The organism is Halorubrum sp. AJ67 (assembly GCF_000513435.1).
Genome location: NZ_CBVY010000001.1, coordinates 386,039 through 400,604, shown reverse-complemented (window position 1 = coordinate 400,604; position 14,566 = coordinate 386,039). Strand labels below are relative to the sequence as shown.

Annotated in this window: 14 protein-coding genes; 12 read left to right on the top strand and 2 right to left on the bottom strand. The window is 58.6% G+C overall.

The genetic code is table 11. The annotated features are described in order from the left end of the window. Positions 1 to 37 precede the first annotated feature (37 nt). Both BN903_RS15165 and BN903_RS02055 read left to right on the top strand, forming a co-directional pair. Positions 38 to 1,267, top strand: a complete 1,230-nt coding sequence (locus BN903_RS15165) for a hypothetical protein (protein ID WP_052334900.1) — start codon at positions 38 to 40, stop codon at positions 1,265 to 1,267. Between the two features lie 208 nt (positions 1,268 to 1,475). After that, a complete protein-coding gene (locus BN903_RS02055; RefSeq protein WP_154018008.1) occupies positions 1,476 to 1,835 on the top strand; it encodes a hypothetical protein in 360 nt (119 codons plus the stop codon). A gap of 308 nt (positions 1,836 to 2,143) precedes the next feature. Here BN903_RS02055 and BN903_RS02050 read toward each other — a convergent pair whose 3' ends face one another. Continuing rightward, positions 2,144 to 3,151 (bottom strand): IS110 family transposase, encoded by a 1,008-nt coding sequence (locus BN903_RS02050; protein ID WP_048076110.1) that lies wholly within the window; start codon positions 3,149 to 3,151, stop codon positions 2,144 to 2,146. A gap of 229 nt (positions 3,152 to 3,380) precedes the next feature. On the opposite strand from BN903_RS02050, the gene BN903_RS02045 reads away from it, so the two are divergent. The 10 genes from BN903_RS02045 to BN903_RS02000 all read left to right on the top strand — a co-directional run bounded on the left by BN903_RS02045 (position 3,381) and on the right by BN903_RS02000 (position 13,906). Further along, complete coding sequence (locus BN903_RS02045) at positions 3,381 to 3,689, top strand: hypothetical protein (RefSeq protein WP_048076109.1); 309 nt, start codon at positions 3,381 to 3,383, stop codon at positions 3,687 to 3,689. Between the two features lie 47 nt (positions 3,690 to 3,736). Next, complete coding sequence (locus BN903_RS02040) at positions 3,737 to 4,039, top strand: hypothetical protein (RefSeq protein ID WP_048076108.1); 303 nt, start codon at positions 3,737 to 3,739, stop codon at positions 4,037 to 4,039. Between the two features lie 71 nt (positions 4,040 to 4,110). After that, positions 4,111 to 4,572: a hypothetical protein gene (locus BN903_RS02035; protein ID WP_048076107.1), complete on the top strand. Its 462-nt coding sequence runs from the start codon at positions 4,111 to 4,113 to the stop codon at positions 4,570 to 4,572. A 55-nt stretch (positions 4,573 to 4,627) separates the two neighbouring features. Beyond that, positions 4,628 to 5,419, top strand: coding sequence for a LamG domain-containing protein (locus tag BN903_RS02030; protein WP_048076106.1), 792 nt, complete (start codon positions 4,628 to 4,630; stop codon positions 5,417 to 5,419). Between the two features lie 142 nt (positions 5,420 to 5,561). Then, positions 5,562 to 7,034: a hypothetical protein gene (locus BN903_RS02025; protein WP_048076105.1), complete on the top strand. Its 1,473-nt coding sequence runs from the start codon at positions 5,562 to 5,564 to the stop codon at positions 7,032 to 7,034. 2 nt (positions 7,035 to 7,036) lie between these two features. Further along, positions 7,037 to 8,851: an AAA family ATPase gene (locus BN903_RS17840; protein WP_228840993.1), complete on the top strand. Its 1,815-nt coding sequence runs from the start codon at positions 7,037 to 7,039 to the stop codon at positions 8,849 to 8,851. Between the two features lie 193 nt (positions 8,852 to 9,044). After that, positions 9,045 to 9,875 (top strand): IS5 family transposase, encoded by an 831-nt coding sequence (locus tag BN903_RS02015; protein ID WP_079890538.1) that lies wholly within the window; start codon positions 9,045 to 9,047, stop codon positions 9,873 to 9,875. Positions 9,876 to 9,922: 47 nt separating this feature from the next. Continuing rightward, entirely contained in the window at positions 9,923 to 10,555 is a 633-nt protein-coding gene (locus BN903_RS02010; RefSeq protein WP_048076103.1) for a hypothetical protein, read from the top strand. Positions 10,556 to 10,686: 131 nt separating this feature from the next. Next, positions 10,687 to 11,319: a hypothetical protein gene (locus BN903_RS02005; protein ID WP_048076102.1), complete on the top strand. Its 633-nt coding sequence runs from the start codon at positions 10,687 to 10,689 to the stop codon at positions 11,317 to 11,319. 226 nt (positions 11,320 to 11,545) lie between these two features. After that, entirely contained in the window at positions 11,546 to 13,906 is a 2,361-nt protein-coding gene (locus BN903_RS02000; protein ID WP_048076101.1) for a VWA domain-containing protein, read from the top strand. Here BN903_RS02000 and BN903_RS01995 read toward each other — a convergent pair. Next, positions 13,903 to 14,556 (bottom strand): hypothetical protein, encoded by a 654-nt coding sequence (locus tag BN903_RS01995; protein WP_228840992.1) that lies wholly within the window; start codon positions 14,554 to 14,556, stop codon positions 13,903 to 13,905. The genes BN903_RS02000 and BN903_RS01995 overlap by 4 nt on opposite strands. Between the last annotated feature and the right edge of the window lie 10 nt (positions 14,557 to 14,566).

Sequence of the window (14,566 nt, the reverse complement as noted above, 5' to 3'; positions counted from 1 at the left end):
GAAACACACGACCGCAGCTGACGCCCACTCAACACCCATGCAAGATACAATCGTTGTCATCGTCACCGCGTTCGTCGGTGCCATCGTCCTACTGATTGGAGCTGCTACTTCACAATTCGACCCGCGAGAGGACGAAGAGGAAGGCGGCAGTTCCGTCGAAATAGCGACGGGTGGAAGCGGCGGTCATAGTAGCCACCACGGGATGAGCGACACGCTCAAAGCCGAGTACACATCCAACGGTGACGAAGCAGACATCCAAGTTGGGGTCTCTGGCCCACTCGACCCCTCACACTCGAAGAAACGCCGGCAGAGCCAGAAGGTCATCCAGAACAACCCCAAGCAGTGTACTCACTGTGGCGCTCTCAACGGCAGCACTGGTGGCCCGTGTTGGAGTTGTGGGTCACGTCCTGAAGCGACGTTCTCGAGTGAGGGCATCGACGCGGTCAACAAGCACCTGCGCGAGACGCCTATCGACTCGTCGTATCTCGCCCGCGGCCCCTCAACGGAAGAACAGGAACGGCCGCGCTCGCCAGGCTCGCTTGAAGACCTAGACAAGGCCAAAGCGGAACGAGACGAACGCCGTAAGCAGGCAACCACCGAAGACGACGTCCGCCGTCGAAAGGAGATCCCGTTCTACTACAAGTGGGCAGGATACGCGCTCGCATGGGTCGACAAGTGGAAATCCATCATCGACACCCACGCTCGAAGCCTGATGATCGTCACATCATTCGCAACTTCGATTTGGGGACTCAGCATCATCTACGGGGCGCTTACGTTCAACGGCACCGGCATGACCGCTCTCGTCATGGCCGTCCTTATCGCAATCGTCTCCGCGACGATCGGCGCACTCTGCTTTCTCGCACCAGGGAAGGTCAAAACTGTCCTACTCGGATATCCGTTCGCTCTCAACGTGATCCTTCTGCCGCCCGTCATCATCGCGGTCTATGACCCGCGCCTGAACGTGATCCTCGAACAGAGCGTGCTATTCGCTGAGTATCTGCTCACGAACTACGCGACAATCCTCGGCCTCGAGACGTGGCTCCGTTCGACGTTCACGCTTGAAGGAATCAATTACCTCTTCATGTGGTTCTCGATCTCTTTCCCGCTGGGCTGGCTCCTTGGAGGGACAGTCTACGCCGGCAAAACCACGATCCCGTACACCGTGGAGTTAGCACAGAATATCGCACGTGAAGCTCGACGAACACGGACAGCCACTCCCCAACCACCGCCAGAGGAAGAACCACCGGAGATACCGGACTCCAAGTGACTAATGGACTCCGCGAAGACATACATTCATACACCAATCTTCTTCCAAACCATTGAACTATCTACCAACTGTACGCTTCTTCTTCCAAACCGTTGAACATTACTGCCGATTTTTCAAATAATCGCCCGTTAGATTCATATTAGCTGGCTTTGAGTGTTCGAGTATGCGATTGCCAAGTGGAGGAGCCTCACGTATAGGTGTAGCCGCCATGCTATTTTCCATGGTCCTAATCGGTGCTGGAGGGGCTGTTGGGATGGTTGCTGCGGACGACTGCCGACTGACCAGCCCTGAGCAGCTATCAGAATGCGAGAACCCCGGCGATAGCGTCGGCGATCTCCTGTTCTCAGACGTGCTCGACAATATCTACGACTTCGCGAAAGCCACGCTTCAGTACGCTGGCTTCGTTGCCGTCTTCGCAGGTGTGACGCTCTGGTTCTCGACCGGGAAGAACTCTGACCGCGGCTCAGTGGGTGTCTGGCTGACCGTCGGTGGTCTCGCCATGATCATCTTCTACTTCGGGTTCTCGTCCCTCGTCGGGCTGGCTCGATACGTCGCAGAAGGCAACTGAATCGCCACTAACCAACCTTCGCGTTCTCTCTCCTGTGAGCTTTCGCTATCTCTCCCGACATCCAAGTGTATTCTGACCGGGACCATTATAGCAATTCAACGCCTATGAAAGCCTGCTAGCCCAACAAACCACGTCTGCGATACTATATTTTTCGCCGGGATCGCCCCGATCTTGTCCACGGAGAGAAAATCGCAAGCAGTCACGGTGATAGCTTAGGAACCAGCCGGCAGGCGGTCAGAACGTGAAGGCGTTAGCTGTAGCTCACGCCCGCTGCGACCCGCCGATGAGGGCCGCCGGCTCGGCGGCCCTCAGGCACTCACCTCTGGTGGATCGTACACCTCCTTGCGATCAAGCATGTGGAAGATCGACACGAGTAGTTTCCGCGCTGTTGCGACGATCGCTATCTGGTGGTTCTTCCGCTGTTTCAATCGAGCGTAGAAGCGTCCAAGATACGGATCGTTACACCGATGAACCGCCGTTTGGACACATTGGACAAGGATCCAGCGTAAGTCTCCACTTCCGCGTTTCGAGATCGCTCCTTCAGTCCGCGAGTCACCTGACTCGCGGACGACCGGATCCAATCCCGCGTAACTCACCACTTGGTTCGCCTCGTCGAACCGGTCGATCTCACCGATCTCTGAGGTGATCAGCAACGACGAGTAGAAACTCACGCCAGGAATTGTCATCAACAGCTGCGTCTCCTCAAGAGACGCAGCGGTCTCTTCGATCATCTCTTCGAGTTCCTCGATCTGAGCGGTGAGCTCGTCGATGATCGAGAGGAACGACTCCATCAGCTGATCGCCGACCACACTGAGCGAGAAATCCTCGCCGGCGAGGATTTCTCGCCCGTTCACGCTAAACGGATCCCAGTCGTAGGTGATCCCGTGTTTGTCGAGAACGGCGTGAACTTCGTTTTTGAAGTCTGTCCGCTTCTCGACTAATCGCTTCCGGCCGCGCACGAGTGCGCGGCGCTCCCGTAGATCCTCGGGAGGAACGTAACTCTCAGCGATCATACCGGCTCGGCGAAGTTGCGCGAGCAACTTCGCGTCGAGCCGGTCGTTTTTCACCTCAGCATAGCCGATCGCCTTGGTTTGGCTCGGATCTGCGACAACCACGTCAAGGTGTTCGTCGAGGGTGTCGTAGACCGTGTAGTAGTTGCTGGTTGCTTCGAGCGCGGCTTTGGCTCCGGCGTATTCTTCGGCGACTTCGTCGAGATTCGCGTTTGTGACGCGAATCTCTTCGACGACCTCGGCATCATCGTCCAAAACAGCGACGTGCGACTCGTCTTTATGAAGGTCGATTCCGAGGTAGTACATGGTTCCTCTGGAGTGGGAAGTGCGTGAAGGGAGCCACACCTATTCGGGCTCGCCGCCCGGATGCCGCCAGCATCCGGGCGGCCTCCCATGATAGTGCGTCCTTGGCAGGTAGGCCAATCAGAGCCACGCGTTCTGAGACGCTGTTGAATCATCGGCCTTTGACCACCCCAGTACCTCTCCACGCACGCTGGGGACTTAGCAGGCTTTCATCCCATCAGAGCCGTCACTTATGCCGCAAGACCCCGTCAGCAACCGAGAGTACGAGGATTCCTTAGAGGGGTTCAAGCTCTGGGCGGACACCGAACTCCCGCATGGACTCCCGTTCCTGTACGCAGGCGTTGGCTTCGTCACCATCGGGCTGGTCTTCTCGATCGCCGCCGTAATCGCCACTTGGCTCACCGGGATTTCGATACCCAGCTGGGGGTGGGTCGCCATTCCCATCCTCAGTCTGATCTGGGCGCATGGCGGATGGATCCACGGCCAGGACGCCCGCGACGATCTCGACACTGACGCATCATCGTGGGAGTATCGCTACTGAGCCCAAAGGACCAAACAGTTAACAGACAGCCCCTTCTCCGACTCCGTATGTACCCGACACACGAAAATCAGGTTGAAACAACCCCATGGCGGCGGAGCCAACTTCAAGGGTATCTCCTGCTCTCGGGCATCTGCATGTTGTACTTCACGTGGTTAGCCACCAGCGAGTATCTTGAAACAGGCGAACTTACAACCACGTTTCTCAGCCACATCGCCATCACGTTCTTGTTCCTACTCCATGCGCGGCTTCAATACTGGGTCACACAGATCGCCATCAGGAACGAACTCCACACCGTGCGAATGAAACAGCGCCTCGACGAGCTCGAAACAGCCGAAGACTCTGGGGCGTAACCTCGCGTCAGACGCCAGATCCCGACAAATCTGACAACAACACCTATCACCCCCCACGCAGACTCCTATACATGACCCCGAGTGCCAGCGTCGACGACGACAGTCCCGACGATCCAGAAGAGCCCGATTTCTACATCGGCAACGAAGAGACAGCCACGCCCCCACCGCGGGGGACCAGCCGCCTCTCCGACGTGCTGACCCACGTCCAGACAGGCGACGTCGTCGAGATCACGTTCGGAACCGCTGAACAGATCGACTCCGTAGAGTGCCGCGTCGAGGCCCGCCGCGGAGAAAACGACTGCCGAACTCCCGACATCGATTGGGACTACACACTCGAACTCGTCGAGCGAACAGCCGGCGATGCGACCTACATGTACCGAACCGGAATCGGTGATCCCACTCGTGAACCGTGGCAGGTCCGAAGCTATCTCTACTACTCGAAACTCCAGATACTGGATGACGAAAGCGAGTGGGGTCGTGGCTGGGTTGTCGACGCCCGCGTTGTCAACTCCCCCGAGCCCGTCTCCGAGTAACTGTACCGCCTCTTCCGACCGGTAACTATAATCGCCGAAGAAGTGACTTCCACATATGGAAGATGGCGGGATTAGTTACCGGAGCGATCGACGCCCCCCAAGCGACTCTGCTTGGCAGGGTGGAGATGACTGGGAGCGCGGCGAAGCATCTGGACTCGATATCGTTGATGACACCCTCGTCGCGAATCAGGCACTCCTACAGGCGATGGATGCGCCCGAAAGCGGGATTGCCCGCTGGACGTTTGATGAAGCTCACATCGATGGAGGAACCACACTTGATGTCTGGGGCGGGCATCACGCCGAACTCAACGGCCCCACGACCGGCGTAGCTGGTCCCGATCGGACTTACGCGACCGGCGGCGCGCTTCACTTCAGCGGCTCTGATACCGTTGAAACAACACTCTCACCCAGCGACGTGGGCGTCAGCGGGAGCAACCCGAAATCCATCGCCCTGTGGGGATACACGGAACAGTTCGACAACGGTGGTGGTCTCTTTGAGTGGGGCGTGACAGACACCACTGGTCACGACTTCTCGTTTCGGACACTGGAGCCGAGTAACACCTACCGAACACAACTGTGGTCTGAAGCTGACATCGACTTCAACTACGGCAGCACCAACGAGTGGGTTCATTTCGTTCTCGCGTGGGACGGCACTACAACTCGCGTGTACGCAAATGGAGAACTTCAGGGGCAGGACTCCTACTCTCTCAATACTGGCGAAAGCAACTTCCGAATCGGCAAGTGGAACACCCGCTATTTCTACGGCAGTATCACCGACGTCCGGATCTATGACAAAGGCCTCGCTGGGTCTGAAGTGTCGAGTCTGTATTTAACCGGCCACATCTAGCCGCTACACCACCTCTTCTACAATTCGCTGTCCACCGTGAGTAACTGCTTCTCCCCGGAGTAGATTGTTTATAGCCCCCGTGAGGCCTGAAGGGTCTGAGATTAGCAGTAGAGAGATTTCAGATCCAGTGAGAGATCCAATAATGTCACAAACTCAGTCCAACAGCAACTCCGGGTTTGGCCAGACGGCCAGCGCGACCACTAACGTACCCGTGACCGATCTGCTCGAAGAGGAAGGCACCGTCCCGTTTCTCGGCGTGAACGAAGCCGCGAAAGCTACCTACCCGGACGCCGTTTCCACGTCAGGCCGGCGTTACGTGACCAGCGGCACCCAGACGTTCAAAGACGCACTCGATGTCCTCCCCCACGCAGGCGAAGGCACATTGTGGGCTGACAACGAGTTCGTTTCCGAAAGTGACGACGGGTCAGACGTCACCGTCGACGTCGACGCACTCACCGACGTTCACGGTCTCGATCTAAGCAAGCTGGCGAGTGCTACCGGCCGAACGGTCGACCAACTGGTCGCGAATGCCGAGCCCGAATCACAGATCAAGGTCAGCACGCACAAGGACATCGTCGATCGGCGTCGACTCGCGCTCCGGACGCTCGGGTACGATGTCAAGTTCCGCTGGCAGATCGCTTCCCGTCGATACACTCCCGGTAACATGCGGTCGTTTTTCAAACGGAAGATCGCTGCCTGCGAGAAGCACGGCGCAACAGACGCTTTCGGGTGGATTCGCCACTACGACTGGGGTGGCTCAGTCACAATCACGACGATCTATCCATCGAAGGCCTACGAAATCGGGACGCCCGACGAGACCGACATCGACTTCGAGAACAACGAACTGACGCTCGCGACCGCCGACGCCGACACGACTCCAAGTGAGGATTCGGTGACCATCTACTACGGCGACCGGATGGGCTACGACTTCCGTGGCCACCAGAAGTTGTGGGTGAAGCCGGTGATCTTCATCCCCTCGGTGGGGACGATGATCCCACTGCCGTACGCTGGGACGGACCTGAGTCGCAAGCACACGGGTGACCTGATGGCCGACGCGATCGACTGGCACGAAACGATTCTCTCCAAGATCGACTCGCTGTGTGCGGACATCAACAAGGAGATCACTCGAGCTCGGGTCGTCGCGCTGGACTTCGAGGAGCTGCCGTTTTCGATCACGGAGTTCTACCAGTACCTGGGCATCCAAAACGAGACGTACGCCGAGAAGGCCGCCGACCGTGCGACCGCGCTTGCGGACCCGCCCGAACGCCCCACGCTGTGGAATCTCCAACTCTCGCTCAAACTCGCCATCCTCGACAACTACAGCGGGTCGAAGGCCGGAGCGACCTACCAGGAGTACCAAGAGCTCGCCGGAGAGATTCTGCGTCACCCAGCAACCCAGATCACGCTCGCGAAAGAGCAACACCAGCTCGAAAGCGACACCGACGACACCGAGACGCTCGACGCCGCCCAACAGACGCTCGGCGAATCCCTCCAAGACGTGATGGACCTGACGGGCGTCACCGAAAACCGACTCAACCCCACCGAGGCACAGAAGATCGAACAGCGCGTCCAGCAGCGCCTTCCGAGCGCCGACAGCGGCGCGACGGGTGACTGATAATGTCCACGACAGACACCACTTCCCCCGACACTGTGCCCACCGAGGAGGTCGTTGCCCACTTCGCGAATCGACTCATCCGAGAGCGCGGCGGCCCGATCTCGACCGACGACCTCGTCTACTCCGTCGAGAACGCGACATCGATCAGTCGTGAAACCGTCGCGAGTCTGCTCAAGGACGCCGACAGGTCCCGCTTCGAGACCGACCGCGACTCAGGCGGTGAACTGCTGATCACGCGGGCGACGACGACAAGCCCGGAGCCGGCCGCCGTCACCGCCCACTTCGGCGCACTCCATCAGCAGGCAGACGACCTCACTGACATCGATGCGATTGATGACGATGTTGAGGCCCTGTTGAACGATGCCGGCTACCGCTCGTTCCGCGACCTCACCGAAGCAGACGCCGACGCCCTCCGTGAAACCCTCAACAACGATCTCGAAACGGATCTGGACACGGCCGACCTCTCCAATATCCCCGGCCTGACGAACTCCGACGTCGAGGCATTGGTGAACTCGGGGATCCAGACCGATCAAGAACTCATCGATGCTCTCCCTGGGCAGGTCGTTGAGCAGGCGGACCGAGCCACGCTGACGACCGCGAAGATCAATCGTGCTCAGACCGCGCTCGAAGACGCCTCCCGTACGTTCACGCCGGGAGAGGTGAACCAGATCGTCGGACAGGCGTACATGAGCCTCCCTGTCGGTGGGGAACTGGCCGCCGAACAACTCCAGCGCCACCACGACCGCGTGGCCACACTCGGCCGGGCCGGCGCGGTCGTCTCCACTGTGGCCGAAGAAACCGCCACGGTCGGCCGGCCACTCATCGACGTGCGTGACGACTTGAGCGTCGACGACGACGGCGGCGTCTACGTCTCGGATACGGGCCACAACGCCGATTCGCCAGTCAACACCGGACTGACCGTCCTCGAAGACGTTAGCTATGACATGGTCCCCAAAGCGGCGAACGAGCCGGACGCCGGCCACTCCGCGCTCCCCGTCGACGAGGATGGGGAGGTGATCGCCCCGTCGATCCCGCTTGAACGCGACCTCCAGATGCCCATCGACGAGCTGCTCGCGAAGAAACTCGCCCGGAACGTCCCTGTTCGGATTGTCGGCCCGCGTGGTAGCGGGAAAAACTACCTCACGAAGTACATCTGTCACAAGACGAACCGGGGCTATCGCTCGCTCGACGTCGACAAGGCGACGATGCCCCAGGACCTGTTCGGCCCGATTTCCCCCAACGAAGACGGGAAGCTCGAGCCGAAGAACGCCGATGTGAAGCAAGGCCTGCTCAACGGCGACGTGATCGTGATCAACGAGTTCCCTGTCATGCAGTCTGGGGCGGCGATGGCGCTCCACCAGCTGCTCAACGAGAACAAGATCGTCATCAAATCCCACGGGCAGACCATCGAGCCCCATCCCGAAGCGCGAATCGTCGTCACCATGAATCCGCCAACGCGCGAATACCGCGACTCTGAGCCGATGAACTCGGCCACTCGCGGCCGCTTCCGTGGGTTTTGGCAAGGATACCCCGACACCGTCGACGCCGAAGTCGAAACCTTGGACAAACAGCTCAACACGCCACGACCCGTCGTCGACAGCGACACCCTCGAGAAAATCGTCGAGTTCGCCCACCGGACACGCAAAGACGAATTCACGAACTGGCCGACGCTCTCGACGCGGAACCTCACGATCGTGGTCGAGCATATCGCAGACGGAGCTTCCCCACAGGCCGCTCTCAGGAACGTCCTCCGGATGGTTGCTGAACCGAACCAGCGGCCCGAAGACGCACACGAGGCACTCAACGGGATCTTCTAGTAGTCGATAGGCGCAGAACACACCCCCTCGCCGTCGACATACTGCGTATTATACTTTTGCACGAGTGAAATGGGTTTGTATTGGAGAGTCCATTGATACACCCCACAGGTGTAAACGGCTGTGTTGAATCGCCATACAGCGGTAGGGTAGGTCGCTAAATCAAAGGAGCTGAAGCGGGAAACTGCGGTTGTCTATGACGCAAATCTCCCGCTTCATCGGGGAAGTTGTGCCGGTTGCTCAAAGAGTTACTGGCGATGGAGGCGAATCCGCCGCCCCGGAAGGCGGCGGCGGATTCGCCGACTACGCACTCGTTTCCCTCCACTGTCTGCGAATTTACCTCGACACATCCTATCGGATGACAATCGACCTACTCAAAGAGATGCCACAAATAATCGGGGAGATCGGCCTTGACGCGGCCGATCTCCCCGTGCCGTCCACGTTGTGTAAGGCGTTCGACCGGATCAGTATGAGCGTCTGTCGAGTGCTGCTGCGCCAGTCGGCGCAGCTACACGATCTCTCCGAACACGCCGCGATTGACGCCACATTCTACGAACGCTCAGCAGCGAGCCGCCACTACTGCCAGCGAATCAGCTACCACGTTCAGAAGCTGAAAGTCACAAAACTCGTCGATACAGCGTCTCAAGCTGTCCTTGACGTTCACTGCTCGACGAACCGAGAAGGAAGCGACGCAGATCTCGCTGAGCAGATCGCCCGCCGGAACGCGGGCGATCTGCGGTCTCTCGCTGCCGATAAGGGCTATGACAAGCAATCGCTCCGCGAAGGTCTGCGTGAGCTCGGGATCAGACCGCTGATCAAGCACCGCATCTTCGCACCGTACGACCACGCACACAACGCCAGAATCGACGATAACCGCTACAATCAGCGCTCTATGACCGAAACTGTGAACTCGGCTGTGAAGCGCTCGCTCGGCTTCGCCGTGCGAGCGCGGTCGTGGTTCCGCGAGTTCCGTGAGATCGCCCTGATGTGTATGGTCTACAACATCAAGCGCTTCGTCAAACAGTGAATCTCTACGCCTTACAGCGATTCAACACAGCCGTGTAAACAGAGAACATGGACACCCACGACGTGGAAAACATCGAAGCAGGCGACGAACTGTATATCGACGGGAGAGAAGCAACTGTTGACTGGGTACTCGGCGGTGAATTCTGTGTCACCTACGAAAATGGAGATTCAAGGACCATCGGCGGTGACGAAACCCACAACCTGATCAAGGAAGAGGACCTTAATCGCGAGGAGCGCATCGCCAAGTTCGTACCGTATTTGGGCATGAGATGCCACGATATTGGTAAGACCACGAGCGAAGAGATCGAAGAACCGATAGTGGCCATTCACAACAAATTCCATGGTGCCGAATGTGTGTTCAACGCCGCCGCGATGAAACGGGGACATCTTCACCAATACCGACATGCGAATCTGTTGGCCTCCGATCAACCGTACGTATTCGCCATTTCCCCAGTGGTTGAGAGCGAAACCCACTCTGGCACTGTCGAATTCAACTACCGCAGTCTCGACATCTCGAATCTGGCGCATGAACTCAAGTTGACCAAGTTCTTCAAAAGAGACGGCATGGGCGACCACAGGTGGCTACCAACTCAGTGGGACGAGGTGAATGAGATGTTCATCGTCGACGTCTCCATTCTCTGTGAAGATCTCATCGTCGACCGCAAGACCAATCGCGAGTAGGCGGTTCATCAGGAGCCGCAGAACGTGCCTCCGGTCATCCATATAAGCTATTATAAGCTTTTGCACGAATCGACAGAGAGCGATTTGGAGAATCCGTTAATGCACCACCGAGTGAAGCTGGTACTGTTCCAATGGGAATCAACGACGTGAAAAATATCAGTCAGGGCGATGAACTAATCATCGACGGGAAAGAGGCAGTTGTACAGTCGCCGATCGGTACCGAATTCACTGTGGCCTACCCGAATGGAGGCACAGAAACGTTCAGCACCCACAAAATCCAACACCTGGTCAAAGAAGAAGACCTCGACCACGAACATCATGTCGCCACGTTCATACCATATTTCGCCAAGTTCACCCACCGTGTTGCCCACAAAACGGGCGAAGAATTCGATGAACCGATGGTGAACATTCGCGATGCCGGCCATAGCATCGAATGTGTGTTTAACGCCGCAGCAGCAGAGCGGGGATCTCTCGGCCAATACCAATATGCGAACCTGTACGTCTCCGACCAGCCATACGTATTCGCCATCTCACCAGCAACAGAGAGCGCAACACACTCTGGCACGGTCGAATTAACCCACCATACCGTAGACATCACCAAGTTGGCGGATTCTCTCGGCTTCAAGACGTACTACTGGAAAGAAGGCATGGGCGACCACAGGTGGCTGCCAACTCAGTGGGACGAGGTGAACGAGATGTATACAATCGACGCCTCGTGCCTCACGAGAGATCCGATCATCGACCGCAAGGCCAACCGAGAGTGAGGGTCTGAGAACTGGTAGGTACCTTGTTTGTATCTCTCGGGTGGGAGTGGAAGAGTCTCAAGAGGTATAATAGAATCTTATGAGTCAATCTCAACATCCCCGGACAAGCGATCTAGCGTCGACGTTAACACCCTCCAAGCCGAAACAGACACGCTGTTCGGGGAGTCGAACCGCCCACCTCCGCGAGTTTGTCCACGGGCTTCTTCCGGCACATATCAATTCACGTGTGGAAGTCCGGATCTCCGAGAACGTCGCCACGGCGGCCGTGGTCCCTGCCTCCACGGAGGCACTCGTCGACGGCGACCAGACGGAGTTCTCCCCAAGCGAGGCCAGCAACCTTGTCGAGAGCGTCGACGCCGACTACATCGTACTCGTCACGGGAAAGCCCGCTCCGCTTGAATCGGTCTGTCTCAACGACCAACTAACGGCGGATAGCGCGTACCAGTTCGGTCTCGCGATCCACGAGACGCTCCACATCCTCAAGACCGCATTTGGCGCGCTCCAATCGTTAACGGAGGAGCAAGTTGATCCTGCCCACCGCGAGTTCGTCCACGAGCTGATCAACATTACCGAGGACGGGGCGATCGAAAACGAAGCGATCACTGGGGAAGACTTCTCCCAGCGGTCGGCCAACCGACTCACCCTGATCAATGAGGCCTTGACACAGAAACCGGCCGAGTATCCCGAGGACCACGAGTTCTCCTTTGGGGACGCTCTCCTCAAAGGTCTCCATGACCGGCTCATCTACGATTCGGGGGTTACTGACCTCCTGTTGGATGAGACGGACACGCAGTTCACGTTCGCGACCGATGCCGACCGCAAGGCCTTCGCCGAAATCGATACGGCCATCGACCAACTCGCCACAGACATCATCTCGTTGCGGTCCGACGCGACCGCCGACATCCACCACCACGACAAGGCGGCCTCGATCAAGCGGATCAAGCGGACGATTCGATTCTGGAACGAGGACCTCAAGCCGCTGCTTGCCGACCAGGACGACCCAGAGAGCGACGCCGACGCCAACGACCCCGACGAAGCCGGCGAGGCCGAATCCCAACAGTCCAGCGGAGACGGCGACACAAAGACCGCCCCCGGAGACGGTTCCGACGGTGGCCCCTCGCTTGAAACGACCGAGAGCGGGGACAGCCGGCAGTCTGTCGACCAGTATCCGACCATCGGCGACGAGCCGGATCCGGACGACGTCGACGAAGGAGACGAAGACTCGACCGACACCTCAGGCAACACCGACACGACCGACACTCCAGACAGCACCGGCGACCCCGCAGGTGACTCGCCGGCTTCGGAGCCCGCCGAGACGACGGGAGAGGACACCCCCACCGACGACGAGACAGACGCTCCGGACACACCCGAACAGACCACTAGCGGACAAGCATCGCTCACAGACTTCGGACAGAACGACGACGGAGACGGCGGTGAGACAGCCCCCGATACCGATGCCGAGGGCGACAGCGCCCCCACGGCCTCGCGAGACGAGTCGGCGGACTCCGACACGACCGCTGAGACACCCGAAGCGAAAACCGCACAGGAGGCGACTGCGGCCGATGCAGACACCACCAGCAACCAGCCCCCAACCGACGGGGAACGACAGGATTCACCGGAAGCTCCCTCACCGGTTCACGACTCAGAATCACTCTCCCCAGCCGACTTCGAAAGCGATCGCCAACAGGCCGCCGAGACCGCAGCTGACGCCACCGTGGATGAAGCCGCGCTCGAACGCGACCTCCAAACAATCGACGACCAGCTCGCCGTGGAGGGTGCTGGGCAGTTCGCCGCTGTCGAGGACCTCGATATCCTCCCCGAACCAGATCCTCAAGACGTGCCCGACATCGACTGGCCGGCGATCGAGCAGTCTGCGGCACTCGTGGGCGACACGCTCGCAAAAGAACTCCGCTTGGATCAACAAACGAACCATCGTGACGGCCTCTCATCGGGATCTACGATCAACGTGAAGACAGCCTACCGACTGGGGTATGGCGACCCGCGGACGTTCACCGAAACACTCCCCGGCAATGAGAAGGACTATTTCCTCGTATTGATCCTTGACCGCTCGGCGTCGATGGGGCCGAGCTACTACGACGACGAGCCGGAAAGCAAGATCTCCGTCGCGACCAACGGCGTCGCTCGCTTCGCGCTTGCGTGTGAGTCCTTGGATATCGACGTCGCCATCATCGACTTCTACCGCGACGATGTTCGCCTCGTGAAGCCACCAGCCGTCGAAACGGAGTTCGCCAGCGAACAGATCCTCTCGACAGAGACCGGCGGAAAGACGCCACTCGCGGAGGCGCTTTCGTTGGCGCGGACGCTGGCCGATTCAAGCCCGCGTGAGTCGCTGATCATCTCGATGACCGACGACAAGCCATCGGACATCGACGCCGTCGCTAGCGAGATTGCGGCTTCATACGATCCGGTTTGCTCGCTGACGATTGCGACGGACTGTAAGCCGGGTCACCCACCGGAACAGGCTGAAACGCTCCTCAGAGAATACGACCAGACGACGACAGTGTACGACCCGTCACAACTCGAAAGCCGACTCGACGAGCTCGCAAGTCTCCTGTCGGTGTATTAATCGAAGCCAGTCGACCCGACGACACCGAACCCGCTGTAGCCGTCCACGTCGAGAACGTAATCGAACAGGTAGGTGATCATCGAGAGGGTCTGTTCGTCGTGAGAGTCCGGGTCGATGGTGAAGACGCCGACCGAGTCCGTTGCCTGAATACAACCGACCATCGTCTGGAGGAACCGGAACAGGACCTCGATGTCTGCATACATGGTCATCGGGCAGATCGAATCCAGAACGAGTCGGACCCGCTCGTACCCACGGTTGTTCATCGACTCGATCATCTTCGTGACCTCCACGCCGACGCCAGTCAGGTCGCCGGGGCCGCCCACCTGAACGACAGATGCTTCTCGCACTGAGTACGGTGTGGGACTCGGCATACAATCGATGATGCCGAGGGGCGGGTGGATGTCGGTTCCCTCTAATCGCGAGTGGTACCGCTGGGCGACGTTCTTCCCGACTTCGTTAGTCGTAACCACAACTGACGGGTCGGCCAGCATACCGTTACCCGACTTGAGGAGATCTATGACGAAATCTCTCCGTTCGGGGTCTGAAGGGCCTTTGACCAGAATCGACTTTCCTTTCTCTACTTCATCCACCGGGAGCTCCCGCCCGAACGTATACCCGTTAATGGCGGACCTCTGTATTTGACTTGACATGGCTCGTGCG

Excerpts from the sequence above, each read along its gene's own strand:
- BN903_RS15165 (WP_052334900.1), top strand. The coding sequence starts at position 38 with ATGCAAGATACAATCGTTGTCATCGTCACCGCGTTCGTCGGTGCCATC.
- BN903_RS02055 (WP_154018008.1), top strand. The coding sequence starts at position 1,476 with ATGCTATTTTCCATGGTCCTAATCGGTGCTGGAGGGGCTGTTGGGATG.
- BN903_RS02050 (WP_048076110.1), bottom strand. The coding sequence starts at position 3,151 with ATGTACTACCTCGGAATCGACCTTCATAAAGACGAGTCGCACGTCGCT.
- BN903_RS02045 (WP_048076109.1), top strand. The coding sequence starts at position 3,381 with ATGCCGCAAGACCCCGTCAGCAACCGAGAGTACGAGGATTCCTTAGAG.
- BN903_RS02040 (WP_048076108.1), top strand. The coding sequence starts at position 3,737 with ATGTACCCGACACACGAAAATCAGGTTGAAACAACCCCATGGCGGCGG.
- BN903_RS02035 (WP_048076107.1), top strand. The coding sequence starts at position 4,111 with ATGACCCCGAGTGCCAGCGTCGACGACGACAGTCCCGACGATCCAGAA.
- BN903_RS02030 (WP_048076106.1), top strand. The coding sequence starts at position 4,628 with ATGGAAGATGGCGGGATTAGTTACCGGAGCGATCGACGCCCCCCAAGC.
- BN903_RS02025 (WP_048076105.1), top strand. The coding sequence starts at position 5,562 with ATGTCACAAACTCAGTCCAACAGCAACTCCGGGTTTGGCCAGACGGCC.
- BN903_RS17840 (WP_228840993.1), top strand. The coding sequence starts at position 7,037 with ATGTCCACGACAGACACCACTTCCCCCGACACTGTGCCCACCGAGGAG.
- BN903_RS02015 (WP_079890538.1), top strand. The coding sequence starts at position 9,045 with ATGACGCAAATCTCCCGCTTCATCGGGGAAGTTGTGCCGGTTGCTCAA.
- BN903_RS02010 (WP_048076103.1), top strand. The coding sequence starts at position 9,923 with ATGGACACCCACGACGTGGAAAACATCGAAGCAGGCGACGAACTGTAT.
- BN903_RS02005 (WP_048076102.1), top strand. The coding sequence starts at position 10,687 with ATGGGAATCAACGACGTGAAAAATATCAGTCAGGGCGATGAACTAATC.
- BN903_RS01995 (WP_228840992.1), bottom strand. The coding sequence starts at position 14,556 with ATGTCAAGTCAAATACAGAGGTCCGCCATTAACGGGTATACGTTCGGG.